The organism is Enterococcus hulanensis (assembly GCF_005405485.1).
Classification (GTDB): Bacteria; Bacillota; Bacilli; order Lactobacillales; family Enterococcaceae; genus Enterococcus_A; species Enterococcus_A hulanensis.
Genome location: NZ_BJED01000003.1, coordinates 143,868 through 160,074, shown reverse-complemented (window position 1 = coordinate 160,074; position 16,207 = coordinate 143,868). Strand labels below are relative to the sequence as shown.

Annotated in this window: 11 protein-coding genes; 8 read left to right on the top strand and 3 right to left on the bottom strand. The window is 39.0% G+C overall.

Annotated elements, in window-relative coordinates; translation table 11 throughout:
• Window positions 1–54 precede the first annotated feature (54 nt).
• From FFR60_RS04670 to FFR60_RS04650, 5 genes are all read left to right on the top strand, one after another.
• On the top strand, window positions 55–990 hold the full coding sequence (locus FFR60_RS04670) for a Rossmann-fold NAD(P)-binding domain-containing protein (protein ID WP_137663249.1): 936 nt from the start codon (window positions 55–57) through the stop codon (window positions 988–990).
• Between the two features lie 65 nt (window positions 991–1,055).
• Entirely contained in the window at window positions 1,056–1,301 is a 246-nt protein-coding gene (locus tag FFR60_RS04665; RefSeq protein WP_088934399.1) for a toxin-antitoxin system, toxin component, read from the top strand.
• A gap of 161 nt (window positions 1,302–1,462) precedes the next feature.
• Window positions 1,463–1,612, top strand: coding sequence for a hypothetical protein (locus tag FFR60_RS04660; RefSeq protein ID WP_010743699.1), 150 nt, complete (start codon window positions 1,463–1,465; stop codon window positions 1,610–1,612).
• Window positions 1,613–1,887: 275 nt separating this feature from the next.
• A complete protein-coding gene (locus FFR60_RS04655; RefSeq protein ID WP_137663248.1) occupies window positions 1,888–2,964 on the top strand; it encodes an alkene reductase in 1,077 nt (358 codons plus the stop codon).
• Window positions 2,965–2,986: 22 nt separating this feature from the next.
• Window positions 2,987–3,448 (top strand): MarR family winged helix-turn-helix transcriptional regulator, encoded by a 462-nt coding sequence (locus FFR60_RS04650; protein ID WP_137663247.1) that lies wholly within the window; start codon window positions 2,987–2,989, stop codon window positions 3,446–3,448.
• A gap of 117 nt (window positions 3,449–3,565) precedes the next feature.
• Here the strand turns inward: FFR60_RS04650 and FFR60_RS04645 are convergent, their stop codons facing one another.
• Window positions 3,566–4,015, bottom strand: coding sequence for a DUF2188 domain-containing protein (locus FFR60_RS04645; protein ID WP_137663246.1), 450 nt, complete (start codon window positions 4,013–4,015; stop codon window positions 3,566–3,568).
• Window positions 4,016–4,132: 117 nt separating this feature from the next.
• Window positions 4,133–4,300, bottom strand: a complete 168-nt coding sequence (locus FFR60_RS04640; protein ID WP_088934403.1) for a hypothetical protein — start codon at window positions 4,298–4,300, stop codon at window positions 4,133–4,135.
• Window positions 4,301–4,480: 180 nt separating this feature from the next.
• Here FFR60_RS04640 and FFR60_RS04635 point away from each other — a divergent pair, with 180 nt between their 5' ends.
• The 3 genes from FFR60_RS04635 (at window position 4,481) to FFR60_RS04625 (ending at window position 14,890) form a co-directional block, all read left to right on the top strand.
• Window positions 4,481–5,620, top strand: coding sequence for a glycerate kinase family protein (locus FFR60_RS04635; RefSeq protein WP_137663245.1), 1,140 nt, complete (start codon window positions 4,481–4,483; stop codon window positions 5,618–5,620).
• A 470-nt stretch (window positions 5,621–6,090) separates the two neighbouring features.
• A complete protein-coding gene (locus FFR60_RS04630) occupies window positions 6,091–6,801 on the top strand; it encodes a helix-turn-helix domain-containing protein (RefSeq protein ID WP_371852828.1) in 711 nt (236 codons plus the stop codon).
• A gap of 97 nt (window positions 6,802–6,898) precedes the next feature.
• On the top strand, window positions 6,899–14,890 hold the full coding sequence (locus FFR60_RS04625) for a VaFE repeat-containing surface-anchored protein (protein ID WP_137663244.1): 7,992 nt from the start codon (window positions 6,899–6,901) through the stop codon (window positions 14,888–14,890).
• 124 nt (window positions 14,891–15,014) lie between these two features.
• Here the strand turns inward: FFR60_RS04625 and ypfJ are convergent, their stop codons facing one another.
• A complete protein-coding gene (ypfJ, locus tag FFR60_RS04620) occupies window positions 15,015–15,911 on the bottom strand; it encodes a KPN_02809 family neutral zinc metallopeptidase (RefSeq protein WP_137663243.1) in 897 nt (298 codons plus the stop codon).
• Window positions 15,912–16,207: the final 296 nt, after the last annotated feature.

Sequence of the window (16,207 nt, the reverse complement as noted above, 5' to 3'; positions counted from 1 at the left end):
CTTTTTTAAGAAAGAATCTATACAAAATTTAAAAATTGAAATGGAGATGGAATTATGAAATTAGGTTTTATAAAGTCAAATTTTCCAAATGAGCGTCGGATTCCTTTGTTACCTGAACACATTAAACAATTCGCCAATTCAATTTATATTGAGAGCGGTTTCGGAGATTATTTAGCGATTCCTGATGAGGATTATCTAAAAGCAGGCTGCACTATCTTATCCCGTTCTGAAATTTTTGCCTCATGTGATAGTATATTTTCGCTAAAAATCATCCAACCGTCTGATTATGATATGATTCGTCAAAATCAAGTGATTATTGGCTGGACCCACCCGCTGGGATCAGGTAAAGAGTTCATGGAAACGCAAGCGCTTCCTAAAAATCTTTATGTTCTTGATATCGATAATCAAGAACCGACGATGTATCATCAAGGAAAAGCTTACCCTACAAAGTTGATTCCTCAAAATTTTGTCTATCAAAATAGTTTTTACGCCGGGTATGCTGGAGTATTGCATGCATTGTTGAGTTTCGGCCTGCTGCCAGATAGTGATCTCGAGGTTGCTATTTTAGGTTCAGGAAATACCGCTCAAGGAGCATTTCATGCCATTTCTAAAATCACTTCATCTGTCCAACTATTTTATCGAAAGACACTACCTCAGTTTAAGCAGCAGCTAGATAAATATTCTATTATCATTAATGGAATCGAAGTGGGGGATGCGGGAACGCCAATCATGACGATTGAAGAACAGGCGCAGCTGAAAAAGGGCACTTTTATTATTGATATTGCCGCTGATGCTGGAAATGCTATTGAGGGAAATGAATTAACGACCGTTACTGATTCAGTCTATGAAAAGAATGGTATTTACTACTATACGATACCGAATACACCTACGTTTGCTTATCGGAATATTAGTAAAATATTAAGTGAGCAGTTTAGCCAATACATCTTTAAAGAAGATATTTCCAACTTCATTGATGAGATTGCAGATTAAGAGTAAGATTGTTTTCTCAGCTAGTTAATTCAACGTGTGTTACACTCAGTACAAGAGGTGAGTTTATGCTAAGAACACAAATTGATGTCGTTTCTCTAATGAAGGCTGTCTCGATACGAGTGGCCGATTCTTTCGACACCGCGTCTGTTGTCGCAGAGTTCGAGTCGCCCAAAGAATTACTAGACTATTCAGAAAGCAATTTTGATTCAATTTCAGATGAATTTTTGAACAACTTTCGAAAAGATTTTCAGGATGCGTATGTTACCGAACTAATTAAACAATTAGAAGAACAAAGCGTGTCCTTCGATTAGACTCTATCCCAGAGTCTTTTTGCTTTATTATAATAGAAGAAACTTGACTTGCAATCGTCTTTATTAGGTTAAGTCTTTCATTTGTGGTATACTCATTTATGGAATTTCGTTATGAACGTTTTAGTTGCCTTTCGTCACTAATTGAGAAAGGAGAATGCTATATGACATTCACTAACAACAAGTTGGAGTACCGCGTAACTTTAGATACTAACTTAAATCTATTTATTGTTTTCGACAAACAAGACGAAAATAAATTTGCGACAGGTACAACAATTGAAAATGCAGTACAAGAATTAGCAAAAATCGCATAAGGAGTGTAATCCTCTAATGGACAATTACTGTTCGTACTGAAAGCAGCTACTGTTGAACACGGTAGGTGCTTATTTTTTTTGCCTTTTTATAATTGTTAACGATGCTAGACCGATCTTCTTTATCAACAATGGGTCTATTTTTATGACTGGAAAAGCTCCGCTCCTTTTCACTGCATTCTCAAAATGCTCACAATCAAATAAGTTGACGACAACCTATTATTCGATTATGCTCGTATTAAGTTGTCGACAACATAAAAGAAGGGAAGTTTTTTAATATGGAATTTAATACGTTATGGAAACCAATTACAGTAGGAGATATGCATTTGCCCCATCGTTTAGTTATGGCTCCCATGACTCGCAACCGTGCAAATGATGATGGAACTGTAGACGATCATTCAGCACTTTATTATTCTCAACGTGCTTCTATGGGATTATTGATCAGTGAAGGAACACAACCATCGTTAGAAGGTCAGGGCTATTTAAAGAGTCCGGGAATTTATACACAAGACCACATCGAAGCATGGAGACAAGTCACAGAAGCGGTTCACGAGAAGGGCGGTAAATTTTTCATTCAACTTATGCATGCTGGACGGATGAATCATCCAGAAAATACAAGTGATCATCATCAAGGCGTTGCACCGTCTGCTATCGCACCAGAGAATGGCCATATATTTACTGCTGAAGGGATGAAACCAGTGCTTGCATCACGTGAACTGACGGTTGAAGAAATCGAAAGTACAATTGAGGACTTTCGAAAGGCGGCAAAAGCTGCCATCGAAGCTGGTGCGGATGGTGTTGAAATTCATGGGGCGAACGGCTATCTGATCCATGAATTTTTAGGTGAAAATTCAAATATGCGTACGGATCAATTTGGTGGAACAGTTGAGAATAAGGCGCGGTTTGCTATCGAAGTTGCAAAAGCGATTGTCGATGAGATAGGAGCTGAAAAAGTCGGCTTTCGCATCTCGCCTTATACTGATTTTAGTACAATTGATGAAGGTCAAGACGGGGTGGAGGTATATGATTACCTAACTAAGGAATTAAATAAACTTCATTTAGCCTATCTGCATGTGTTGTATACAGGGCGGGAAGATATATTGACAAATATACGCAATAATTGGGATAATGTGTTAATTGTTAATCGCATGGGGCGTCCGTTAGAAAAGCTGGATTATGACATTAAAAATGGGCAGGCCGATATGGCATCTATCGGTGCATGGGCACTGGCCAATCCAGATTTTATTTCACGAGTGAAACAAGGAGCCGAGTTAAATGAACCAGACGGTAAAACGTTCTTTGGCGGAGGAGATGAGGGCTACATCGATTATCCAACGCTTGACGAACAAAAATAATTGAACTTTAGGAGTAGGTTTTATGAGATATCAAGATGAACAATGTAATATCGTTTCTTTGTTAAGTAATATTAGTCCTTTGGGGGCTGATATCATAGAACTTGCGACAGCTCATAAAGCAGTGGTATCTGAAAAAATCCGCTCTTTAAATTTATATCCCGGCCAAGAAATGGCACTTTTAGCATTGCTTGAAATGCAGCCGTGCTCTCAAAAAAGCTTAGGACAATACCTTTGTATCGACCATTCGACAGTGACTACCTCTATTTCTCGCATGGAAAAAGTCGGTTTGGTCATTCGAAATAAATCAGAAGAAGATCGGCGCCTAACTATCATAGAATTAACTCCAAAAGGCGTTGAGGTGGCAGAAAAGGTAAAGGAGATTATGTCAGATATCGAAAGCCAAATGACTGTTACTTTATCAAATGAAGACCTCTCTACCTTCAATAGAATTTCAAAACAAATTATCAATGATTTGCAAGATTGATAAAATGAACGCCGGTTAGTGGCCGATGTTCGAAAAAGGGATCAAGATCGTCATGACGATTTTGATCCCTTTTTTGTCTATTTGTATCTCGTCGTTCACAAAACTTTATAAACGAAATTAAGAGTAATCAAAAGAGTCCTGCAACGTTCCATCTTGTTTGTAAACTTTAACAGAGGAATTTTTATTTTTGGCGATTTCTTTGGCGCGTTCAACTGCTTGTTCTTTTTTGTCGAAGGTGTCACTGGCTTGGCTGGCTTTTTCAGAAATAACGAGCCATTTGTCCTCGAGATATTTGACTTGAACATCCGCATTCATTAACTTCTTCGCGTTTTTATCATGCTCATGGGTATCATTTTTTTGAGGTGCTTTTGCTTTTTGAAAATCTTTTTTTTCTTCTGCAGAAGCATCGTCGTACCATTTCTCTGCTTGGCTAGTAGCAATCGGGATCGCTCGATCATCGGGATAACCATCATCTAATAGTGCATTGGCGATATCGATCGCTTTTTTTCGAATCAAAGGATCTAAGTTCTTCATTGAGGCTGGGTAATCTTTCATGTTCCAAGGCATAAGTGTGTCCTCCTTTAAAATATTTATAATTTCACCTTACTACGGATAGTCTTCATTTAAAATTCATATGCTTAAGTTAAAAACTGCGCACCAATTAGGATGCGCAGTTTTTTCTAATCAATCTTTTCTGATTTTAGAGACATGTTTGCTGCGGCCGCCGATTTTTTCGGCGAACTGCTCGGATTCTTGTTTACTTTGGAATATCCAAAGTTTCTCAGGGTCTTTTTCACGGGTGCGACGACCTTCTTTACCAATGTAACCATGGAGGACTTTGACAACATACATAAGATCACCTGCTTTTTTTAGTTTAGCTTCCAGTATACGGGGTAAAAAAACGAAAGCAATTTATCTGCCCGAGAATTAAGAAAAACTTCAATGCTGACTCTTCGTACCGCTTGCTTAGAATCCCTTTTTTGAGCGATACTATAGTGGAAAGAGCATGGTTATTAGGAGGTGGAAAGTTCAATGAAGAAAACTTTTGTATTGGCGCCAGATTCCTTTAAAGAGAGTATGAGTGCCAAAAGAGCCTGTGAAGCAATGGAGCGCGGCATCCGCAAAGTTTTACCTGATGCAAAAGTGGTTCAGGTGCCGATGGCGGATGGTGGAGAAGGGACAGTTGATGCGTTAGTCGATGGCAGCGGCGGTACAAGCGTCGAAGTAACAGTGTCAGGACCGATACCGACTGAAAAAGTTCGGACTTATTTCGGTTTGTTGGCAGATAGACAGACTGCTGTGATCGAAATGGCAAAAGCTAACGGAATCGAATTACTGTCCGAGGAAAAACGTAATCCGCTGATCACTTCGACCTACGGAACCGGTCAAATGATCAAGGCAGCTTTGGATCAAGGCGTGAAAAAAATTATCATCGGTATCGGCGGAAGTGTCACAAATGATGGTGGTGCTGGTATGGCGCAAGCGTTAGGTGTTCGCTTATTAGATAAGGAAAATAATGATCTTGCGGCTGGCGGCGGCGCTTTGTCAAGATTGGCAAAAATCGATATGACAACGATTGATGCGCGACTTGCGGATACCGAGGTCGTGATTGCCAGCGATGTGACGAATCCGTTGACCGGGCCGAACGGTGCATCCGTCATTTTTGGTCCGCAAAAAGGGGCAACACTTGAAATGGTTGAAGAACTGGATAAAAATCTCGCCCATTATGCCGAAATCATCAAAAAAGATCTAGCTATAGATATCGCAAAACAAGCTGGAGCTGGTGCGGCCGGTGGTTTAGGTGCAGGGCTGTTAGTTTTTGCTGGTGCTAGTATGCATTCTGGTGTCGATCTAGTGATCGAGTTGACACATTTAGAAGAAGAAATTGCTCATGCCGATTATGTATTCACTGGTGAAGGTGGTATGGATTTTCAAACGAAATTCGGTAAAGCTCCTTATGGTGTCGCAAAGCTGGCAAAAAAATACAACAAACCGGTTTTTGCATGTGCTGGATATATTGGCGAACAAGTAGAGGTGTTGTACGACGAGGGAATGACGGCGATTTTTGGTATTTTAGATAAGGCAGGATCGTTGGATGCAGCCTTGAAGTCAGGTGAAGCCAATTTAGAACGCACGGTGGAAAATATTGTACGTGTATTGTGTATTGAATAAAAATTGAATTTATAAGAAGAAGGCATTCTCAAAAAGAGGATGCTTTTTTTGATTGTTTTTAACTGTATTGAACTGGATAAGTTTCTAATTTCAGCTAAATATGAGATTTTATCAACTTAATTCACTTTTTTTACCACTTATTAAGCACTAATTGAAAAAGTATATTGTTGAATTTGAGGGCTTTTCTGTTATTTCTTATTAATGGGCTAGTCTTTTTTGGTTGATATAGATTGTTTTCTTTATTAAATATTCGTATATATACCGTAAAATAATAATGATCAAAGAAAATAATTAACTTAAAAATGATTAGAAAAGATAATTCGACCTTAAATTAACTATATAATATAATTATTTTATAAAAATATTTTTATTTTTTTGTAATTGTTAATCTAATTAATTTCAAAATGCTTATTTGAACGAATGGTTTTCAATTGAAATCAATCATAAATACAGCATAAGGAAAGGAGAAAATGATGCAGTTATTGATTTTAACTAAGGTTCCTTCCTATGAGGAGACCTTCGAAAGTCAGTTGAAGCAACTAGGAAATGAGGTTTATTGCTCGAATAGTCTAATCACCGAGTTGAAAAAGGAGAAATTTAATAAACAATTTTTATCTCAATTTGATGGAATCATTTTCAGTGAATCATTATATGACAAAGAAGTAGAGAGGTTGGTTCAACAATTACAATACGGACGCTTTAAACTCTTTCGCCGTGTCATTGATATGAGCTGTGATGAAATGACGGAGACGAATTTTGATGGCTTGATCCCAGTAGATTCAAATTTAGAAAGACTAAGGGAACTTTTGCTGATTGCTGAGATTTCTCGTTTGGCATTCCAAAAAGAAGATCACGTTCAACAAATGAATGTTAAGCAGAAATTATCTGATTTGAATCTGAAGTTGAAACAAAAGGAAATTGTTGATTATTTAATCCATTCTGGCAATCGAACAGTATCTAGAGAAGAAATCAGTCGTCAAATTTGGAACAAAGAACCCAATAAATCTGTTTTAGCAAGCTTGTCGAAAGTTGTCTCTAAAGTAAATGAAAAGCTGGAGTACGAATGCGGACATGGAGCGATCCAAACAGTATGGGGGCAAGGCTATCGACTGAGAAAAGAGTTTTTTGATTATTTTGAAAATGATCTTGTTGAAAAGCAGTTAGCTGAAATAGAAGAGTAGTATACAGGATGAAATTACTAGGGAGGTGACGCTTAACGGGGAAGAAGAGAGAGATTTATTGGCGAAAAGGAGAGAAAAAGAAAGGGAGTGCAAGAGAATGAAAACAAGAATTATAAAAATTCTTGGTAAAATGACTCGAGTTACGGCAGCTATATTTATGGTGCTGTCGTCATTAGGGTTTAATGGTTTGTCGATGATCGTAGAAGCGAAGCCTGCGGGTGGAAATACTGGTTATGGACAAAATGCATATGGTTATATGTTTGAAGGCGGTGTAGGAGATGTACGAACGATTTCCTATGCTACTGGCGGTAGCGAACCAATGGGGAATTCCTTCATGTTTTGTACAGAATCAGGAAAATATGTAAGCCCGTCATCGAATTTTACCAATGCTAATAAGTCAGTTGATTCGTCTAATGCAGCAGCAATTGGAGCATTTATGTATCACGTGCTAGTCGCTGCACCAGCACCGGATCATACAAATCATGCGGCGATGTCGTACTTTACGCATACTGAGTTGGAATCATCTTCAACAACTAGAGCGGATTTTTTGACAAAATTTAACAGCCGCCTAAGTAGTGGTAATTCAGAAGCCGTTGCGGCCAAAAATAAGAATGATGAAATTAGAGCGTTGGCTGATAATTATTATGGACCGTATACTTTGTCACTTGGTTTGACTGAAGTCGCGGGTTCAAAAAAAGCCAATATGAATTTATCACTTAAATCAGCTGCATCGAAAGATATGAAAAATGTTGATTTACGTCTGTTTGGCGGTAAATTAGAAATGAGCATGACCGGCGGACAATTTGTGCCGAAGTCAGGCGGAACGGGTTCTGGGACTATTACCTTAAACAGCATCGCTGAGTTAGACAACTATACAGCTAATCAAGGCCCAGCTGGAAATCCATTGAATATTACGGCAAAGGTAACCAAACTTCCAGGTCATCAAATGCAGCGTTACGCTTGGGATACTTCTCAGAACATGATAACAGCATACACTGCTACTGGATTAAGCAAAGAAGCATCCGCTAGTATTCAATTTAAAGAAGAACAAAAAACGTTTGCACCAGTTGGAACAACTGTTTCTAAACAAGATGTACAAATCGGTCAACAGTTATCGGACCAAGTAACAATCAGCGTAGAAGGTAATAAACCTTGGCCAACTATCGTTGATACTCAAACACCAGTCCCAGCTTCATTTGAAATTGATTGGTATTATTCACCGACAGATTACGGGAATCAAAAATTTAATGTGAACAGTCTACCTGCAGATGTAACGAAATTACCGCACACGGATACATTCACGGTAAATGCTCCAGGTGTAAAAGATGTTCCTTCAGCAAATACGGCTGACAAACAAGGCTTCTATTATCCGGTATTAAAACTAGATAAGAACAAGCAGAATACTCCGGATGCTTTTGAAAAAGGTTTCCAAGCACAGTTCAATGAAGAAAATGAAAAAACCAAAGTCATTGAAAAGTTCGCAGTAAAAGGAACGACCGTTTCTAAGGTACAAATCAAAGAAGGCGATAACCTAGAAGATAAAGTAAGTATTTCTTTAGCTGAAGGAAATTGGCCGAATGTTATTGGTACGAATAATAAGGTTCCAGTGAAATTCCAAATTGATTGGTATTACTCAGCAACCGATTACGGTACGCAAAAACTTGATGTGAACAGCTTGCCGGGAGATATTTCTTTTATCGGCAGTGATACCGAAACCGTAACCGCAGCGGGAGATTACACTGTCACCTCTCAACATAAATCAACTGGACCAGGTTTTTATTATCCAGTATTGAAGGTCGTTGTGGCAGATCAAGCAAATCAAGAACATTTTACAAAAGGCTTCCAAGCACCGTTTAATGATGACGACGAAAAAACTATCACTAAATGGCAGCCTAAAGTCAAGACCGAGACGACTGTTGCCCAGTTGGGTCCTAAAGGTGGGAAAGTTGCCGATAAATTGACGGTTACTGACAATAAAGACGGTCATCAGTTAGTTGTTAAGAGTACTTTATATGGTCCTTACCTGACTAAACCAGACTTCATCCAAAGCCCAAATCAACATGACGGCGGATCAACAACATTGCCTCCGAGTTCAAAAGTTGCGGGCACAGTTACAACAACAATCAATGGAAATGGAACGTTTACTACTCCTGAGATTGAAGTAACTGAAAAAGGCTGGTATGTGTGGGTAGAAGAAATCGAGTCTACCACTTACACAGAACCGTGGCATTCAAACTTTGGTAGTGCGGATGAATATGTTGTCGTTCCATGGGTACCAAATATTGAAACAACTGTTTCTGATGCATCGGGTACAGTTGGTGCGCAAATCTATGACACGATCAAAGTATTAGATCTTCCTGGAATGTGGGGATTACCGATCGATGGTAAAGGAAACTTAAACGATTGGGATAGTAAAAATCCTGAACTGATTGGTAAAGATCGTGATCCAGATAAAAATGGCGATTACAATTTACCAGATGGTTGGGGAACGGGTGAAGAAACTGCTGAAGAACTGACAGCTACCTTCACTATGTATTACAGTCCAACCAAACCAATTCGCGATGATAAGATTCCTGCTGGCGCAGAAGTTTTCGATGTCGTAAAAGCACCATTGATTTCTGGTGAATTACGTACGACGGAATTTAAAGCGTTTGATAAAGCCGGCTGGTATACGATTGTTGTAACCGGTGGTTCAGACTCAGGACGTTTGGCTAAATTCCAAACTGATTATGGAATCCCTTCTGAAACAGTCCATGTCCCATCAGGCAGCGAAGAAGAATTTTACACGCAAGTAAATGAAGAAAATGTCTTCTCTAATAAACCTGTTTATGACACATTACATGTGAATAAAGCTTTATCAAGCGATAATGCAGAAGTAACCTTCACGCTATATAAATATAGCGACAAAGCCAATGATTTTGATTATTCAAATCCGACAGAAGTTGCAAAATCTTCTAAGGGAATGCCGATTAAAAAATATGGTGAATATAAATCAAACGTTGACGGTTATGGTTTAGAAGATGTTCGGATCACTGAACAAGGAACATATGGCTGGATTGCGAAAGTCGTGGATACGAAAACAGGAAAAGTTATTTATGAAGGAAACCATGGCGATCCTGGTGAAGTCTTCAATGTTCATAAAGTAAATATCCATACAAAAGCTTCTAGTAACGATATTTATCTAGGTGAACCGATCCATGATACGGTTATCTTAGAAACGACTGTACCGGATGGTTATTATGTCATTGTTGATTTGTACAAATTCTCAGATAAAGTCAATGACTTTGCCAACGCTGAAAATGCGACAGCAGCAGATATCGTTTGGACTTCTGAAAAAATCAAAGTCAGCGCTTCTGGTGAATACAAGACAGGATCGTTTACACCAAAAGAAGTTGGTTCTTATGGGTATGTGGAGAAATTGTATGACGATAAAGGAAAATTAGTTCATACAGGTAAAAAAGGTGAAGAAACTGAAAATGTGATTGTTCGACCTAAAATTGAGATCGGAACCTCTGCAAAAGATAGAGAAACTGATATCAATGAAGGAAATGCGCTGGACGAGAATGGTCAGCCAAAAGAAGAAGTTACGATTGTTGATACTGTTTCTTACAAAGATTTAGTGGTTGGTCGTGATTATACCGTTAAGGGTGTATTGATGGATAAATCAACAGGGCAAGCATTTGTCGGCTCTGATGGTAAAAAAGTAACCGCTGAAAAAACATTTAAAGCAGATAAAAAAAACGGTACGATTGATTTAGAATTTGTCGTGAAGAAAACAGACATGCGCGGAAAAACGGTTGTAGTGTTTGAAAAACTTTACGAAGGCGAAAAAGAAGTTGCGGTTCACGAAGAGATCACTGATGAAAAACAAACAGTGAATTATCCTGAAATAGAAACAAACGCCAGCGATGTTGGCACAGGAACAGATGAAGGAAATGCAACTGAAAAAGTAACAATCAAAGATATTGTAAGCTATAAAAATCTAGTGGTTGGTCGTGAATATACTGTTAAAGGTGTATTGATGGACAAAGAAACTGGCCAACCATTCTTAACAGCTGATGGCCAAGAAGTACGCGCTGAGAAGAAATTTACTGCTGAAAAGAAAAATGGCACGATCGAATTAGAATTTGTGGTAACTAAAGGAGATTTAGCAGGTAAAACTGTCGTGGTCTTCGAGAAGTTGTTTAACCAAGACAAAGAAGTGGGCTCCCATACTGACATAGAAGACGATGACCAAACCGTTTCTTATCCTAAAGTCGGTACGAAAGCCGCTGAGTCTAGTATACACGGTGACAAAGTAGTTATCGAGGATAATGTTTCATATGAAAACTTAATTCCTGGAAAAGAATATACCGTTAAAGGTAAGTTGATGGATAAATCAACTGGCAATGCCTTCTTAGTTGATGGCAAAGAAGTGACAGGCGAAACAACCTTTAAAGCACCAGATTCAGGTAAAGGTATCGTTAAAGTGACCTTCACCTTCGATCGCAGTGCGTTGAAAGACAATAAAGAATTAGTTGTCTTTGAACGACTTTATGGCGCGACTGGAAAAGTTGTTGCGACTCACGAAGACATCGATGACGAAGACCAGACGGTGCCGGTACAGCCTCCAGCGGAAGTGAAAACATCTGCGAAAGACCTAGAAACCGGCTTGAATCTAGGAAATGCGAAAGAAGAAGTAACGATTGTCGATACTGTTTCTTATAAGAACTTGATTGTAGGGAAAGAATACACAGTCAAGGGTGTCTTGATGGATAAAGGAACAAATCAACCATTTAAGACAACCGACGGTAAAACAGTCAAAGCTGAGAAAACATTCACAGCAGAAAAACAAAATGGCACAATCGATCTTGAGTTCAAGATTACCAAAGGCGATCTAGCTGGCAAGTCTGTCGTAGTATTCGAAACATTATATCTAGGTGAAAAAGAAATTGCTTCTCATACAGATATCAATGATGAAAATCAGACAGTTGACTTCCCAGAAGTAGAAACAAAGGCCATCGATAAAGATACAGAACAAAATGAAGGCTTAGATAAAGAAGAAGTCATCATTGTCGATACCGTTTCTTACAAAAATCTTCAAATCGGCAAAGAGTACACAGTCAAAGGTGTCTTGATGGATAAGAAAACGAACCAACCATTCTTAACCACTGAAGGCAAAGAAGTTCGTGCAGAAAAAACCTTTACTGCTGAGAAGAAAAACGGCACGATTGATCTTGAATTTGTAGTAACCAAAGGCGATCTAGCAGGTAAGACAGTCGTCGTCTTTGAAAATCTCTACCATGAAGATGTTGAAGTAGGCGCGCATACCGATATTGAGGACGAAGACCAATCAGTCAATTATCCGAAAGTTGGTACGAAGGCGGCAGAAACTTCTATTCATGGAGATACCATTGTACTTGAAGATAACGTAGCCTATGAAAACTTGAAGCCGGGTCAACAGTACAAAGTTGACGGTGTGCTGATGGATAAAGCGACAGGTCAACCATTCTTAGTAAATAAAGAAGAAGTGACTGGTTCAGCAACATTCAATGCAAGTAAAACAGGTTCAGGTACAGTTAAAGTTAAATTCACCTTCAAACGCAGTGCATTGAAGGAAAACCAAGAATTAGTTGTTTTTGAAAAACTTTATGGTGCCAAAGGTGTTCTCGTTGGGACTCACGAAGATATCAATGACAAAGATCAAACGGTTGAAGTGAAGCCTGAAGTTGAAGTAGAAACAACAGCTATTGATAAAGATACTGAAATGGACGAAGGTCTTGCAAAAGAAGAAGTCAAAATTATTGATACTGTTGAATACAAAAACTTAAATGTAGGTCAAGAATACACGGTTAAAGGTGTATTGATGGATAAAGCGACAGGCAACCCATTCTTGACAACAGAAGGCAAAGAAGTCCATGCTGAGAAAACATTTACAGCAGAAAAACAAAATGGCACGATCGAACTTGAATTTGTGGTAACCAAAGGAGATCTAGCTGGTAAAACAGTCGTTGTCTTTGAAAAACTTTATCATGAAGACAAAGAGGTAGGTTCACATACGGATATTAATGATGAGGACCAATCAGTCAATTATCCAGATGTTGGTACGAAAGCTTCTGAAACAAGTGTTCATGGTGATACAGTGACAATCAAGGATATCGTTTCTTATGATAATCTAGTTCCTGGTAAGGAATACAAAGTTACTGGTGTCTTGATGGATAAAGAAACGGGCGAAGCCTTCAAGGTAGACGATAAGGAAATTACTGGTGAAGCAACCTTTACCGCGAATAAAAAAGGAACCGGCACTGTTGAGGTTGAATTTACTTTCAGCCGTAAAGCGTTAGAAGATCCTAAGAACTTAGTGGTCTTTGAAAAACTTTACAATTCTGCAGGTAAATTAGTTGGTACTCACGAAGATATCAATGACAAAGACCAAACAGTTGAAATCAAACCTGAAATTGAACTAGAAACAGATGCGATTGACAAAGATACTGAAATGGATGAAGGACTTGCTAACGAACGAGTAACGATCGTTGATACAGTTTCTTACAAGCATTTAAATGTTGGTCAAAACTACACAGTCAAAGGTGTGTTGATGGATAAAGCAACTGGCAAACCATTCTTGACTCGTGAAGGTGATGAAGTTCGTGCGCAGAAGACGTTTAAAGCTGAAAAACCAGATGGAACGATTGATTTAGAATTTGTAATCAAACGTGGTGATCTAGCTGGCAAGACAGTTGTAGTCTTTGAAACACTTTATCATGATGAAAAAGAAGTAGCAGCTCATACTGATATCGAAGATGAAGATCAAACTGTAACGTATCCGAAAGTTGGAACGCAAGCTTCTCAAACAACGGGAAGTACAGACAAAGATGTGAAGATCAAAGATATCGTGTCTTATGAAAATCTTATTCCTGGCAAAGAATACACGGTTAATGGTGTGTTGATGAACAAAGAAACTGGCAAACCATTCATCGTTGCTGAAAAAGAAGTGACTAGCAAGGCAACCTTTAAAGCTTCTGAAACAGGTTCAGGTACAGTGGAAGTTGAATTTGTTTTCCCACGCAGCGAAATCAACGAAGATACAGTGTTAGTAGTCTTCGAAAAACTTTACAATGCAGAAGGAAAATTAGTTGGAGTCCATGAAGATCTGGAAGATGAAGATCAAACAGTTCGTCAGCCGCAAGTTTCAACCAAAGCAAAAGATAAAGACTCAGGTACAAACGAAGGCTTTGCCGATGATGAAGTAACAGTTGTCGATGAAGTCAGCTACAAGAACTTGATTGTAGGTAAAGAATACACAGTCAAAGGCGTATTGATGGATAAAGCAACGAACAAACCATTCCTAACCCGCGAAGGTAATGAAGTTCATGCTGAGAAAACATTCAAAGCGACTAAGCGTGACGGCACTATCCAATTGGAATTCAAGATTACGAAGGGCGACCTGGCTGGTAAGACAGTGGTAGTCTTCGAGACCTTGTACCAAGAAGAAAAAGAAGTGGCATCCCATACAGATATTGAAGACAAAGATCAGTCGGTTCATTATCCAAAAGTTGGGACACAAGCAGCTGAAATCAGTAAAGATAGTGATGAAGATGTTATTATCAATGACATCATCTTCTACGAAAATCTGATTCCGGGTGAAAGCTATACAGTTCGCGGAACATTGATGATGAAAGAAGCGAACGCACCATTCACTGTGTTAGGACGCGAAGTTGAGAGTCAAGCAACCTTTGTGGCCAGCGACACAGGTACCGGCACGGTTGAAATGCGCTTTACTTTCCGCCGCAGCCTATTGTCGAATGATCTAACACTAGTGGCCTTCGAAAAATTATTTGATGCGAAGGGGAATCTGATCGGTTCTCACGAAGATATCAATGATGAAGCTCAAACTGTGACGATCAAGAAAACAAATCCTGATCTGCCTTCAACGAAGGGTGATACCTTTACCGATGGCAGCAGCTTGTCCAGTGGATCATCATATGGAACCAGCAGCGGCGGCACTTTACCGCAGACTGGGGAACAAGTATTGAAGGTTCTGCCATATATCGGACTAGTAATAATTGTTTTGGCAGGCGCTTTGTATTTCTATAGGAAGAGACAAGTTTAATTTTCTAATAAGTACAACGTGAGTTATTCCAAACAATAAGAGCCCCCACTCAAAATTAGTTTTGAGTGGGGGCTCTTTGTGGTCTTAATAATTTGTAAATCGTGTAAAATAAAATTTAAAAAATCTACGCTGCGGTGGATAGATCTAAATTCTTTTCATTAAAGGTATCTCCATGTTTCAAATCACCATACTGAAACCCGCGTTTAAACCAGTTGATACGCTGCTGGCTAGTTCCGTGAGTAAAGCTGTCCGGTACGACGTATCCTTGGTATTCTTTTTGCAAGGTATCATCACCAATCGCATTTGCTGCAGTGATCGCTTCGTCTATGTCGCCTTCTTCAAGAATGGGTTGTCCCTGATAAGTTTCTCCAGCCAAGTATTTTGAAAAGCAGCCCGCTAAGTAGTCAGCCTGCAATTCTAAACGGACACTGTATTTATTATATTCGGATTCAGAGACTCGTTTACGAATTTTATCTAATTGAGCAGAGATGCCCAGCTCGTTTTGCACATGATGCCCGACTTCATGTGCGATCACATAAGCCATAGCGTAATCACCAGTTGCACCATATTTATTTGATAGCTCATCGGCAAAGCTCAAATCTAAGTACACATTCTGATCCGCTGGACAATAAAATGGTCCGACCTGTGAACTGGCCTGTCCGCAAGCGGAACTTACACTATCTGTAAATAGTACGAGCGTCGGATTTTGATATGGTTCATTTAGCTGTTCAAACTCATCATTCCAGTAGTCTTCTAAATGAGCAAAGACGACTGCGGCAAATTCTTTTTGGTCTGTGTATTCTTTTGAAGAAACATTTTCAGTTTCATATGTTGCCGATGTAATGCCGCCGCCCAAAGTATCTGTGACTGTACTCAAATCTCCACCGGATAGGAAGAAAACAATGATAGCTATTAAAAATACACCAATGCCGCCGCCAGCCGCCATTTTTCCTGTCGATCGTCCACTGCTTCCGGATCGGTCCTCTACATTTGAACTTTGTCGATCTCCTCGCCAACGCATAACAGTTCCCCTTTCTTCTCTCAAGTTTATTCTATTCGAAAAGCGCAATAGAACCAAAGAAAATGACCGGCCAAAATAAGGGCTTATAATAGGAAGAAAAATTTCTAGGTCAGCACCTATCAAAATCATCATTTTGTTTGATAGGTGAGACGATAACTCATTTTATTTAATAGACAAATGCTTACAAGTAGTTTTCCTTGAAATTATTTTCACTTTTTTTATCAATCATAAAGAAACTGGGTTAATGGAAAAGTACAGAGTTTCACTTGAAAAAGCTGCTAAATAGCGCTTTTTTG